This window comes from Ureibacillus yapensis, assembly GCF_003515775.1.
Taxonomy (GTDB): domain Bacteria; phylum Bacillota; class Bacilli; order Bacillales_A; family Planococcaceae; genus Ureibacillus; species Ureibacillus yapensis.
In genome coordinates, this window is the sequence record NZ_QWEI01000013.1 from 75,927 (window position 1) to 88,713 (window position 12,787).

Sequence of the window (12,787 nt, forward strand, 5' to 3'; positions counted from 1 at the left end):
TTCATATTATTATAAAGGAAATAGTTTCAAATTAAACCAAATCACACGAATTGAGAATAAACACGATATAGTTTAGCCTGAAAGTTTCCTTTAAGTAGCAGAAATCTCTTATTGCAAACTTCCTAAAGCGTGTGAGTAAATATGCCGCTGACACAGGAAGCAGGGAGAAATCGATATCAAGTTGAATATTAAATAGTGTATACTAGAACAAATGATGAAACTGGAAGAAGGGGCATTATATGAAATCAAATTATGCTGACGACAGCTTAACTTTACACACGGATTTATATCAAATTAATATGGCGGAAAGTTATTGGGCTGATCACATCCATAACCGAAAAGCTGTATTTGAATTGTATTTTAGAAAGCTTCCTTTCGGGAACGGCTATGCAGTATTCGCTGGACTGGAACGGGTACTGGAATATTTAAAGAACTTCCGTTTTTCGGAAAGCGACATTGCTTATTTATCGCAAGAACTGGGGTACAAAGAAGATTTCATAGAATACTTGAAGAACCTGAAGTTTACAGGGTCTGTTTATTCGGTTAAAGAAGGAGAACTTGTTTTTGCCAATGAACCGCTGATGAGAATTGAAGCTCCTCTTGTAGAAGCCCAGTTAATTGAGACGGCGCTACTTAATATTGTCAATTACCAAACGTTAATTGCAACAAAAGCAAGCCGTATCAAACAAATTATTAAAGATGAAGGCGCAGCGGAGTTTGGTTCGCGCCGAGCGCAGGAAATGGATGCGGCGGTTTGGGGAGCGAGAGCCGCAATCATTGGCGGCTTCGATTCTACATCGAATGTACGTGCAGGTAAATTGTTTAATATTCCGGTTTCCGGTACACATGCGCACGCAATGGTCCAAGCTTATAAAGATGAATACGAGGCCTTCCATTCTTATGCGAAGCGTCATAAAGACTGCGTTTTCCTGGTGGATACGTATAATACTTTAAAATCCGGCGTGCCAAACGCGATTCGAGTAGCAAAAGAATTGGGCGATCAAATCAATTTTATCGGCATTCGCCTGGACAGCGGCGATATTTCGTTTTTATCCAAGGAAGCCAGAAAGATGCTAGATGAAGCAGGGTTCCATGATGCGAAAATTATTGTCTCCAATGACTTGGATGAATACACGATCCTCAACTTGAAAGCCCAGGGAGCAAGGGTGGATTCTTGGGGAATTGGCACAAAACTAATTACCGCTTATGACCAGCCTGCTTTAGGTGCTGTTTATAAATTGGTGTCAATTGAAAATGAAGCCGGCGAGATGGAGGATACGATCAAAATTACGGCAAATGCAGAAAAAGTTTCAACTCCTGGCTTAAAAAAGGTTTACCGAATCATAAATAGGGAAAATGGAAAAGCGGAGGGTGATTATATCGCCATGGCGGATGAAAATCCGCAAGAGGAAGAGCGAATTAAAATGTTCCACCCCGTTCATACATTCATCTCGAAATTTGTAACCAACTTTGATGCGAATGAATTGCATGTGCAAGTTGTCGATAAAGGGCAATTGGTATATGAGAGCCCATCCGTACAAGAAATGAAGCAATATGCGTTTAGCAATTTAGAGTTATTGTGGGATGAGTATAAACGCTCCTTAAATCCGGAAGAATATCCAGTTGACCTTAGCCAAAAATGCTGGGATAACAAGATGAAAAATATTCAAGAAGTCCGCAATATGGTTCATAATCTTGAAAATGGTTAAAGGGGGGTTCCTTCATGCAGGATTTGCAAAAACAGATTATTGAAGAGTTAAAAGCGATGCCTGAAATCAATCCAGAAGAAGAAGTGCGTAAATCCGTGGATTTTTTAAAGGAGTATGCAAAAAAACATTCTTTTTTAAGAAGTTTTGTAATTGGAATCAGTGGCGGACAAGACTCAACTTTGGCTGGAAAGCTGATGCAAATTGCAGTCGATGAATTAAATGAAGAAGCCGGGGAACAAAAATATGCGAACATCTCAGTTCGTTTGCCATATGGCACTCAATTCGATGAGCAAGATTGCCAAGATGCACTTGATTTCATCCAGCCAACAAAGATATATACAGTCAATATAAAAAATGCAGTGGATGCAAGTGTAAAGTCGCTGGAAAAGGCTGGCATTGAACTGAGTGATTTTGCAAAAGGCAATGAAAAAGCGCGGGAACGTATGAAAGTACAATATTCCATTGCTGCCATGAATAACGGAGTGGTCGTAGGAACCGATCATGCAGCGGAAGCGGTTACAGGCTTTTATACAAAATATGGGGATGGCGGAGCCGATTTATCTCCACTTTTCCGCTTAAATAAACGCCAAGGAAAACAAATGCTGGCTTACTTGAATTGCCCGGAACACTTGTACTTAAAAGTACCAACGGCCGATTTGGAAGAAAATAAGCCGGCATTGCCGGATGAAACGGCACTTGGTGTGGCGTACGAGGCGATTGATGATTACCTGGAAGGAAAAGAAGTCCCGGAATCTGTTAAAAAAGTAATTGAAGGGCACTATATTAGATCCCAACATAAGCGTCATTTGCCAATTACAATTTTCGATGATTTCTGGAAATAAAGAATTAACGAGTTTATCCCCTAAAAGTGTAGGTAGGTGGAAAATGCTTATCTACACTACTCTTTCACCTCAAAAAAACTTAATATTTAAAATTTGCGATTAACTTGATCAACATATAAGGAGGTAAGTGCGAATGATAACAAGTCGCGTAGAATCAACGACAAGCAGTATATTCCGAAATGCCAAACAGTATTGGCAAGCGAATGAGATGTCCACCTCTCTAATGCAAGAAGAATTGGAGCATGGATTTGCAGGACAACAGAATGGCCAAAAGAGACGCAAACGAAGAGAGAAAGCTGAAAGAAGAAGAAGTGCAGTTTTAAAAAGAAATGCAGAAAACTTAGTAATGGAAAGCACCCAGCATGATGCAAACACGATGGCTGCCATGCAGAATAACCTTTTAAAGCGTTCCGAGAAAATCATGAATGCCCAAAAAATGCTGAACAGCATTCGCGCTTACGAAACGTCCATATAAGTAAAAAGATGCCTCGAAATTTTTCAGGGCATCTTTTTATTATGTACAATGGATGGAATTCTCTTGTAAAAAATTAGGTGAATTTTAATTGCTTTAGTTGGATTCATGGTTGTTTTTCGTTTATGCTTAATGAAAAAGCTTGTAAATTCTGCTTTTGTCGGAGTTATCGGGAGGCTGTTTATATGCAAAACAAGATTGCGTTAATCATTGAGAATATTGAGAAAGTAATGATCGGCAAACGGGAAGTAGCCGAGTTAAGCATTGTTGCTCTATTGGCCGAGGGGCATGTATTGCTGGAAGACGTACCGGGAGTAGGAAAAACCATGATGGTAAAAGCTTTGGCGAAATCAGTGAGTGCCGATTTTAAACGCATTCAGTTTACGCCGGATTTATTGCCCTCTGATGTATTGGGCGTTTCCATTTATAATCCGAAGACCCTCCAATTTGAATTTCGGCCTGGCCCCATCGTTGGGAATATTATCTTGGCCGATGAAATCAACCGTACCTCACCTAAAACACAGTCCGCCCTTTTGGAGAGTATGGAGGAAGCGACCGTGACAATTGAAGGGGAGACCCTGCAAATCACGAAACCATTTTTTGTCATGGCGACTCAAAATCCGATTGAATATGAAGGAACCTATCCATTGCCTGAAGCGCAATTAGACCGCTTTTTGCTAAAAATCAGAATGGGCTATCCGTCGGCGCAAGATGAAGTCGAAGTATTGCGCAGAGTTTTTTCATCGGAGCGCATGGGGGATTTGTCGCCTGTTATTTCATTGGAAGAATTGTTGGATTTGCAAGAAGAAGTGAGAAATGTCTATGTGGAGGATTCTGTTAAAAGTTATATCGTCCAACTGGCAAGGGCTACAAGAAACGTAAGTGAAGTCTATTTAGGGGTAAGTCCGCGCGCTTCGATTGCCTTGATGAGAGCCTCGCAAGCTTATGCAAAAATGCAGGACCGCGATTATGTAAAACCTGATGATGTCCAGTATTTAGCTCCTTTTGTTTTTGGGCATCGAATCATTTTAAAGCCGGAAGCGAGATATGAAGGCATCACAACAGAAGAAATCTTGAATCGCATTATTGATAAGTCGATCATCCCGATTAAAAGGTATGCGGAGTCATGAGGAGGTTAAAAGCAAGGCTGCGTGATGGTGGCCGATTCATCATCACCATTCTGCTGGTTGTTTCCACGTTTAGTTACGCCATGTTTCAGGGAGGCTTTGTTAGCTGGTTTATATTTTATACGCTAATGCCCTTTTTAATTTATTCCCTCTTATTAAGGGTTGCTCCTCTTCGGATTGTGGAGGTTCAACGGGAAATCAAGCCCTACAAGCTTCAGCGCGGCGATTCTGCAAAAGTGCGTGTGACTTTTCAAAATAAATCATGGTTTCCGCTGATTTTCATGACAGTCAGTGAAACTGGATTCGATCGTCCGGTTAAACAACAAGGAAACAGCAATCAAATTTTCCTGGTCGGATGGAAGCGCCGTTTTGAATGGACGTATGATTTGAAGGGGTTAGAGCGGGGGTTGCTGCATTTTAAAGGGCTTCACTTCACCTTTACCGATTTTTTGGGTTGGACCATTCGGCATAAGGTAGTGGAACAGCCTAAATCGACTGTTATTTTCCCTAAACGAACCGAAATCAACTATAAGCCGATCAAGATGCAATTTGAACATGGCGGGGTAAGTTCACCTCGTTCCATGGTAAAAGATACGTCGCTTGTCACTGGAATAAGAGATTACCAATCTGGCGATAAATCTTCCTGGATTCATTGGAAGTCTTTTGCCAAAAATGAAACTTTGCGTACGAAGGATTTTGAAGAACAGACAACTCAGGATATCCTTCTTGTCATTGATCAAACCTCCAAAAGAAATTTTGAAAATGCGGTGGACTTAACTGCTTCCATTTTACAAAGCGTGGTAAAAAATCGCGGCGATATTTCTTTTCTGTCTACAGGAGAGAATAGAGCGATTTTTCCTCATATCCAAACACAGCATAAGCTGGAGCAAGTCATGCAGCATTTGGCGCAGATTGAACCAAATGCCAAAGAATCTTTAGCATCCATTCTGGTCAATGAACTAGGGCGAATCAATACAGCGTCCCTGCTGCTTATAACGGGAGAGCTTACCCAGGAGTTAAAGGATTTCTTTAAGACGAAAGCAAAATTTACGAGCGGCATTATTTGTTTTGTTGTTACAGGGGAAAATGAAAAAATAGGACGCTTGAAATTGCCGAATGTCACGGTAATCCCTCTTGCTGCCGGGCAATTTGAAAAAGCATTCACGGAGGTGGCAAAGCCGTGAACAAGAATTCATTTAAAAAAACCGAATTGGCACTTTATTACCTAGTTGTTTTCTTCATTTTGCGTGAGTGGCTCATCCCGATTATGGAATTGACCGGAACCGGTTATATGGAATACATTCTGCTGTTTATTGCCGTTTCTTTGGTTATCAGTCTATTTCGCATCCATTTTATTCTTTCCTGGTTAATAAAAGGCTTGTTTATTGCATGGTTTATCGCATTTGTGTATGGACAAGTCTGGGCCTTTTCGGCAGAAGGCATTCAATTTTTAGCGAATGATTTAATAAGAAACTTGTATTCATTAATGCATGGCGACTGGATAGGAATTACCGATCCATTTCGGACTTTGTTGTTTTTCATATTAATATGGATGTTAATCTATTTAACCCATTATTGGATTACCGTTCGAATGAACATCTTTTATTTCCTGGCGTTGACAGTCTTTTTTGTTGCGGCACTGGATACATTTACAGACTATGATGGAAGTTTCGCAATCGTAAGAATTATGCTGCTCGGATTGGTGATGATTGCTTCTTTATTTTTAAAGCGGCTGGTGCATCACTCGAACGTACAAATAAAGTGGCCAACATACATCAAAATGATTTTGCCTTCAATCGGGTTAATAGTGATTGTGATGGTTATTGCATTCTTTCTCCCGAAAGCAGCTCCACAGTGGCCGGACCCTATGCCTTATATTAAGTCGGCAACCGGACAAGGCCAGGCTGAAGTGGATGAAGGGGGCATAGCAAAAGTAGGCTATGGCGAAAATGATACGCGTTTGGGCGGCTCTTTTGTTGCGGATGATACGGTTGTTTTTCTGGCGGAAGTGCAGTCAAAACAATATTGGCGGATTGAAACAAAAGATATTTATACTTCAAAAGGCTGGGAAAATTCCGGCAATTATGGCGATATGGTCATTCAGCCAGAGGAGAATATAGTACATTCACTGCCGGTAGGTCCAAAAGAAAATTCTAAAACAGCGGCCATCCAAATGTTGTATGAACATGACTTTGTTGTGCAGCCTTATGGTTTGCAATCGTATCATTTAGATGAAGAATACTCTAATTTGCAGTTCCTCATGAATGGAAGTACCGAAAAAATTAAGCCTTATCTGGATGGCAACGAAGTATTCCTGATGGATTATCAGGTAGAATACAGCAAGCCGGAATATTCTTATAGCACTTTGAAAAATCCGACCGAACAAATCGATCCGGCCATCAAAGAGCGTTATCTGCAATTGCCTGATACATTGCCTGCTAGAGTAAGAGAATTGGCAGCGGATATTGTAGAAGACAAGCAAACACCTTATGATCAGGCGAGGGCAATTGAATTGTACTTCAGGCAAAATGGATTTCGTTATGATACGGATAACATAGCGGTCCCGGCGGAAAATCAAGATTATGTGGATCAGTTTCTATTTGAAACAAAAGTGGGTTATTGCGATAACTTCTCAACTTCCATGGTTGTCCTGCTGCGTTCCATTGGTATCCCTGCAAGATGGGTGAAAGGTTTTGCAGGTGGGGATATGATAGATAATAACGGTGCGACAAGTACGTATCAAGTGACAAATAATGATGCACACTCATGGGTAGAAGCGTATATCCCGAATGTTGGCTGGGTGAATTTTGAACCAACCATCGGATTTAATAATTCCCGGGCGATTGATTATGATTTACCGACAGATACTCCCGAAGAAGACGAATTGACGATTGACGAAGATACAAAACCGGATGAGGTCGTTGAAGAAAATGAAAAAAGACCTCAATCAACAGGACAAAACAGCAATATCTTTGGCAATGTTTTTGCACGTTTCACAAAGAATAAAGTGGTTTGGTTGATTGTTGCATTGTTGATTGCCTCTGTCGGCGGAATTCTTTATAAAACACGAAGAAGATGGTTGCCGAACGTTTATGGGATGCTTTATAAGCGAAAAAGTTTTATGGAAACGCCATTTGAAACGTCTTATCTGCGATTGCTTAAGCTTTTGGAGGTTAAAGGATTCAAGCGAAAAAAAGGACAGACGCTCGAAAGTTACGCTCTAGAAATTGACCGATATTTCGAGACGGTGCACATGACAAAGCTCACAAAGTGCTATGAGAGAGTAATTTATGCAAAAAATGCCGAGAATATAGATATGGCGCTAATGAAAGAAAGTTGGGAATATTTAATCAATCAGGTAATCGGTTGATTTTAGCTTATACAAAGAGTAAAATTTAGAAAAAATATAGTTAGGCTGCCTTCATATAAGTCCGATAATATGGTTCGGATGTTTCTACTAAGTTACCTTAAACAACTTATCTATGAAGGCGGGTACAGTTCTGTCGTCAGGAAGGCTGTATCCGCCTTGGATTTAAACAATGAACGCGTCAGAAAGATCTCTTTTTGAACGCGTTTTTTTACAAAAATAGAGGCGCCATTAAATTATAGAAGAGGTGTAAAGCGCGTGACCACTCCATTGTTAAAAGAACAGGAAAAAATTGTTGTACTCGATTTCGGAAGTCAATTTAACCAATTGATTACTCGTCGTATTCGTGAGTTTGGTGTTTTCTCTGAATTGCATCCCCATACCGTTACAGCCGAAGAAATAAAAGAAATGAACGCTACGGGGATTATTTTCTCGGGCGGCCCTAACTCTGTCTATGATGAAAAAGCGTTTAAAGTTGATGAAGCGATTTTCGAATTAGGCTTGCCAATCTTGGGCATTTGCTACGGAATGCAATTAATGTCCCATGCATTGGGCGGAAAAGTAGAACCAGCGGACCACCGTGAATATGGAAAAGCGGAAATCAATATCACGGCAGATAATAAATTATTCGGTGACTTGCCAAAAGATCAAGTCGTGTGGATGAGCCACGGGGACCTTGTAACTGAAGTGCCTGAAGGGTTCGAAGTGATTGCGACAAGCACTTCTTGTCCAATTTCCGCAATGCAGAATGCCGAGCGCGGTTTCTATGCAGTGCAATTCCACCCAGAAGTGCGTCACTCTGTATACGGAAATGATCTTTTACGCCAATTCGTATTTGATATTTGCGGCGCGAAAGGCGATTGGTCGATGGCGAACTTTATCGAGCTGGAAATGAAGAAAATCCGTGAACAAGTGGGCGATAAACAAGTGCTTTGCGCATTATCGGGCGGTGTTGATTCTTCGGTAGTAGCAGTATTGATCCATAAAGCAATCGGAGACCAATTAACTTGTATGTTCGTGGACCACAACTTGAACCGTAAAGGTGAAGTGGAACAAGTCATGAAGACTTTCACGGAAGACTTCGACATGAAAGTCATCAAAATCGATGCGCGTGAACGCTTCATGAATAAATTGAAAGGCGTTTCCGATCCTGAGAAAAAACGTAAAATTATCGGAAACGAGTTCATCTATGTATTCGATGAAGAATCAAATAAATTAAAAGACATGGACTTCCTTGCACAAGGAACATTGTATACAGATATCATCGAATCTGGTACAGCTACAGCACAAACAATCAAATCGCATCATAACGTAGGCGGTCTGCCGGAAGATATGAAGTTTGAGCTAATCGAACCTCTAAATACTTTATTCAAAGACGAAGTGCGTGCGTTAGGTTTGGAGCTTGGCTTGCCGGAAGAAATCGTTTGGCGCCAGCCATTCCCAGGCCCTGGCCTAGGTATCCGTGTACTTGGAGAAGTAACGGAAGATAAACTGGAAATCGTGCGTGAAGCGGACTATATCTTGCGTGAAGAAATCAAAAAAGCGGGATTGGACCGCGATATTTGGCAATATTTCTGTGTACTTCCAGACATCCGTTCGGTAGGTGTAATGGGTGATGCACGTACTTATGATTACGCAGTAGGCATCCGTGCGGTAACATCGATCGACGGCATGACTTCCGACTGGGCACGCATCCCTTGGGACGTGCTGGAGAAAATCTCCGTTCGTATCGTCAACGAAGTAAAACACGTGAACCGCGTACTGTATGATGTGACGAGTAAGCCACCAGCAACGATTGAATGGGAATAATAAATGGCTAATCATTAATATTAACTCTCTTCCAACACAGTAAAACTCTGTGGAGGAAGGGAGTTTTTTTTCGTTATAGAGCGTCCTCAGAAGAGTCTATTAAACGCTCTGGAAATAAGGGGATGAAAATATTGGAAGTTTCATCAGTGCCAGATAAGGTAATAGAAAAAATAGTTACACCTATAAAAAATCGAAAACTTTTAGGAGGAGATTTTAGATGGCACTACGTGATAATAAACTACATGGAATTTATAATTCAGAAGCACAATTGCAAGCCGAAATGGATCGTTTGCGATTACAAGGCTACCGCGACGAAGATATGTTTATCGTATCGCACCGAGATAACCAATTTACATTGCACCGCGGAAGCACAACAAATGGCGAGGAAATCAAAGAGGGCAGTTGGTGGGATAAATTCAAGGCCTTCATGTCAGGAGAAGACACAATGGATGATAACTTCCGCCGCATCGGTTTTACCGATGAAGAAAGAGAACGCTACTACAGCGATTTGCGTGCAGGGAAATATCTTCTATATGTAGATTCAGATTACGACACTTATTATAATGGAACTCTGGCAAATGCCTTAACAAATAACGAAGAAACAGTTGAGCTTCACGAAGAACGTTTAAATGTAGATAAAAAACCAGTGGTAACAGGTGAAGTTACAGTTAATAAAAATGTACACGAAGACGAGCAAGTCATTGAAGTTCCGGTAGAACGCGAGGAAGTATATGTTGAACGCCGTCCAGTCAATGTAGAAAGTGCGGTGGATGGGGATACTCATTTCCGAGCGGATGGTACGTTGAATGATGGAGAAACAATTCATATTCCAGTAACGGAAGAACGAGTCGATGTAACGAAAAAAGACGTTGTGACAGAAGAAGTAGTAGTAGGAAAACGTAAAGTAATGGATACGGAAACGGTGAGAGATACAGTGCGTCGAGAAGAAGTGGAAATTGAAGGTATGCCAAATATAGAACACGATGACACATTCAATAATAATGAAAACCGCTACTAATTTTTCGTTCTAAAGCGATTTGATGGTGCGATGGGTATTGAATAAATATTATTCAGAAAAGAGGGATTAAGATGGCTGAAACAGGTAAGGAAAAAATTGACCGCTTGGAAGACAGTGCTACTTTCGATGATATCCCAAACGTAGAATTAAACCACAAAGTAAAAGATGAAAAAGATAAGGATAACACAAAAGACACTTCTTCCAGTGAAGAAGGAAGAGTAGATGAGAACTAAAAAATAAGAGCAAATCCAATATTGGGTTTGCTCTTTTTACGTAAAAATCTGATTTGCATATAATGAATAAGGGAAATTTGGGCATAATCTATATATGCTTCAAATAAGCGAATGAAGTTTCTTCATTGCAACAATTTTATATTGTAAAATAACTAAAAAAATAAATAGTAAAAAAATAAAAGTGTTCAATTCACGAACTTTAATTAAATTTTACAAAAAAACGTTCGTAAAAGTGGTTGAAATTCATAAAACGAGATGATATATTACATGAGTAAATTAAATATTTCGTCGTATAATGTCGAGAATATGGCTCGTGAGTTTCTACCAAGCTACCTTAAATAGCTTGACTACGATTAACATAAAAGAATGAATGCTATTTTTATATAGTTATTCACTTTCTGATCGTAGACATGCAACTCAACTCTTGTTTAGTGCGTGTCTTTTTTATTTATTGACATTGTAGACGATACATTCGGAGGAAAAAATGAAAAAATATTTCCAGTTTGATGAACTAGGGACGAATTATAGTCGTGAAATTCTGGGTGGCTTCACAACATTCCTTGCGATGGCTTATATCCTGGTAGTAAATCCGCTAACACTTACATTGGCGGATGTAACTGATCTGCCTGAAGCGCTTCGCATGGATTATGGAGCGGTATTCGTGGCAACAGCAGTATCGGCGGCGGTAGGTTGTTTTGTCATGGGATTATTGGCTAAATATCCATTAGGGCTTGCTCCAGGTCTTGGATTAAATGCATTCTTCGCTTACACAGTTGTATTGGTGAACGGCAGTCCTTGGCAACATGCTTTAGCGGCAGTATTCATCTCAGGTGTATTCTTCTTGTTGTTGACGTTAACTGGTTTACGTGAAAAATTAATCAATGCCATTCCAATGGAACTGAAACTGGCAGTTGGTGCTGGTATTGGATTGTTCATTGCCTTCATCGGTTTTAAAAACGCAGGTCTTATTGTAAGCAATGAAGCGACGATGGTCGGTATTGGGAACTTGCATGACCCTGAAGTACTACTTGCTATCTTCGGTATTATTGTTACAGTTATCTTAATGGTTCGAGGAATAAAGGGTGGAGTATTCTACGGAATGATCATTACGGCAATTGTGGGTATGATTTTTGGACTTGTTGATCTGCCTGAAAAAGTTGTTTCAGCACCACCTAGCATCTCACCAACATTTGGCGCATTGTTTAGTGCTTTCTCTGATCCGGAATTCTATACATTGTCAATGCTATCTGTTATTTTAACTTTCTTGTTTGTTGACTTTTTTGATAATGCAGGTACATTAATGGCAGTTGCAAACCAAGCCGGTTTTGTAAAAGACAATCGTTTGCCGCGTGCGGGTAAAGCGTTGATTTCCGATTCTATTGCAACAATTGTAGGATCCATTTTTGGTACATCAACAGTTACTTCCTATGTAGAATCTTCATCGGGTGTGGCTGCAGGAGCTAGAACAGGGTTTGCTTCTATTGTAACGGGTGTCCTATTCCTATTAGCGCTATTCTTTTCGCCGGTTTTATCTGTTATTACAAATGCGGTAACAGCACCAGCGCTTATTGTTGTAGGAATACTTATGGTTGCTGCTTTAGGGCAAATTGCTTGGGAACGATTTGAAGTGGCAGTACCGGCATTCCTAACAATGATTATGATGCCGCTGACGAGTTCTATCGCAACAGGAATCGCGGTCGGCTTTATCTTCTATCCTTTAACAATGATTGTTAAGGGAAGAGCTAAAGATGTTAATCCGATTATGTATCTATTTGCCTTAATCTTCTTGATTTATTTAATAACGCTATAATGATGAAAAGGTTGGGACAACATTTGTTCCAACCTTTTTTAGTTCTTCTTAATATAGAAGAGAACAATAAATATGTTTTTGATAAAGTGCTATTTTGAGTAATGCGCTCAACGCAGAAGTATTTCAATTATATTGAATAATTTAATATTAAATATTATGTTGCAAAGCATTTATGATGGTGTTATAGTAGATAACGTTGCTGCTGAAGCAACAAGCGATTAAATAAAAATGTTGACATCATTTGAAAGTGATGTTAAAGTTATAAGAGTTGTCAAATTCGGTTGAAACAATTGAAATAAAAAGTTGTTGACAACGAGATGGTGACTTGATATAATATAAGAGTTGCTGTTAAAAAAACAGCGATGAAAATGAACCTTGAAAACTGAACAACAAAACGTTA

Annotated in this window: 10 protein-coding genes and 2 riboswitches; all 10 genes read left to right on the forward strand. The window is 40.0% G+C overall.

Going from position 1 to position 12,787, the window contains the following annotated elements; genetic code table 11:
* Window positions 1-239: 239 nt before the first annotated feature.
* The 10 genes from D1B33_RS16950 to D1B33_RS16990 all read left to right on the forward strand — a co-directional run bounded on the left by D1B33_RS16950 (window position 240) and on the right by D1B33_RS16990 (window position 12,387).
* Window positions 240-1,709 (forward strand): nicotinate phosphoribosyltransferase, encoded by a 1,470-nt coding sequence (locus D1B33_RS16950; RefSeq protein WP_118877599.1) that lies wholly within the window; start codon window positions 240-242, stop codon window positions 1,707-1,709.
* A gap of 14 nt (window positions 1,710-1,723) precedes the next feature.
* Entirely contained in the window at window positions 1,724-2,551 is an 828-nt protein-coding gene (gene nadE / locus D1B33_RS16955; RefSeq protein ID WP_118877600.1) for an ammonia-dependent NAD(+) synthetase, read from the forward strand.
* 133 nt (window positions 2,552-2,684) lie between these two features.
* Window positions 2,685-3,026 (forward strand): hypothetical protein, encoded by a 342-nt coding sequence (locus D1B33_RS16960; protein ID WP_118877601.1) that lies wholly within the window; start codon window positions 2,685-2,687, stop codon window positions 3,024-3,026.
* Window positions 3,027-3,208: 182 nt separating this feature from the next.
* Entirely contained in the window at window positions 3,209-4,153 is a 945-nt protein-coding gene (locus D1B33_RS16965; RefSeq protein ID WP_118877602.1) for an AAA family ATPase, read from the forward strand.
* On the forward strand, window positions 4,150-5,334 hold the full coding sequence (locus D1B33_RS16970) for a DUF58 domain-containing protein (RefSeq protein WP_118877603.1): 1,185 nt from the start codon (window positions 4,150-4,152) through the stop codon (window positions 5,332-5,334). Before D1B33_RS16965 ends, D1B33_RS16970 begins: the two co-directional genes overlap by 4 nt.
* Complete coding sequence (locus tag D1B33_RS16975; RefSeq protein ID WP_118877604.1) at window positions 5,331-7,520, forward strand: transglutaminase TgpA family protein; 2,190 nt, start codon at window positions 5,331-5,333, stop codon at window positions 7,518-7,520. Before D1B33_RS16970 ends, D1B33_RS16975 begins: the two co-directional genes overlap by 4 nt.
* A gap of 31 nt (window positions 7,521-7,551) precedes the next feature.
* Window positions 7,552-7,653, forward strand: a riboswitch (purine riboswitch).
* Between the two features lie 122 nt (window positions 7,654-7,775).
* Window positions 7,776-9,326: a glutamine-hydrolyzing GMP synthase gene (gene guaA / locus D1B33_RS16980; RefSeq protein WP_325049493.1), complete on the forward strand. Its 1,551-nt coding sequence runs from the start codon at window positions 7,776-7,778 to the stop codon at window positions 9,324-9,326.
* Between the two features lie 217 nt (window positions 9,327-9,543).
* Entirely contained in the window at window positions 9,544-10,344 is an 801-nt protein-coding gene (locus D1B33_RS16985) for a YsnF/AvaK domain-containing protein (RefSeq protein ID WP_118877605.1), read from the forward strand.
* Between the two features lie 71 nt (window positions 10,345-10,415).
* The gene (locus D1B33_RS18605) at window positions 10,416-10,577 is read left to right on the forward strand and encodes a hypothetical protein (protein WP_199677443.1); all 162 of its coding nucleotides are present in this window, start codon (window positions 10,416-10,418) and stop codon (window positions 10,575-10,577) included.
* 268 nt (window positions 10,578-10,845) lie between these two features.
* Window positions 10,846-10,947: riboswitch (purine riboswitch) on the forward strand.
* A 114-nt stretch (window positions 10,948-11,061) separates the two neighbouring features.
* Window positions 11,062-12,387, forward strand: coding sequence for an NCS2 family permease (locus tag D1B33_RS16990; RefSeq protein WP_118877606.1), 1,326 nt, complete (start codon window positions 11,062-11,064; stop codon window positions 12,385-12,387).
* Window positions 12,388-12,787 lie beyond the last annotated feature (400 nt).

What these genes read in the sequence shown, in the direction of transcription:
- D1B33_RS16950 (WP_118877599.1), top strand. Translation starts at nt 240, where the DNA reads ATGAAATCAAATTATGCTGACGACAGCTTAACTTTACACACGGATTTA.
- nadE (WP_118877600.1), top strand. Translation starts at nt 1,724, where the DNA reads ATGCAGGATTTGCAAAAACAGATTATTGAAGAGTTAAAAGCGATGCCT.
- D1B33_RS16960 (WP_118877601.1), top strand. Translation starts at nt 2,685, where the DNA reads ATGATAACAAGTCGCGTAGAATCAACGACAAGCAGTATATTCCGAAAT.
- D1B33_RS16965 (WP_118877602.1), top strand. Translation starts at nt 3,209, where the DNA reads ATGCAAAACAAGATTGCGTTAATCATTGAGAATATTGAGAAAGTAATG.
- D1B33_RS16970 (WP_118877603.1), top strand. Translation starts at nt 4,150, where the DNA reads ATGAGGAGGTTAAAAGCAAGGCTGCGTGATGGTGGCCGATTCATCATC.
- D1B33_RS16985 (WP_118877605.1), top strand. Translation starts at nt 9,544, where the DNA reads ATGGCACTACGTGATAATAAACTACATGGAATTTATAATTCAGAAGCA.
- D1B33_RS18605 (WP_199677443.1), top strand. Translation starts at nt 10,416, where the DNA reads ATGGCTGAAACAGGTAAGGAAAAAATTGACCGCTTGGAAGACAGTGCT.
- D1B33_RS16990 (WP_118877606.1), top strand. Translation starts at nt 11,062, where the DNA reads ATGAAAAAATATTTCCAGTTTGATGAACTAGGGACGAATTATAGTCGT.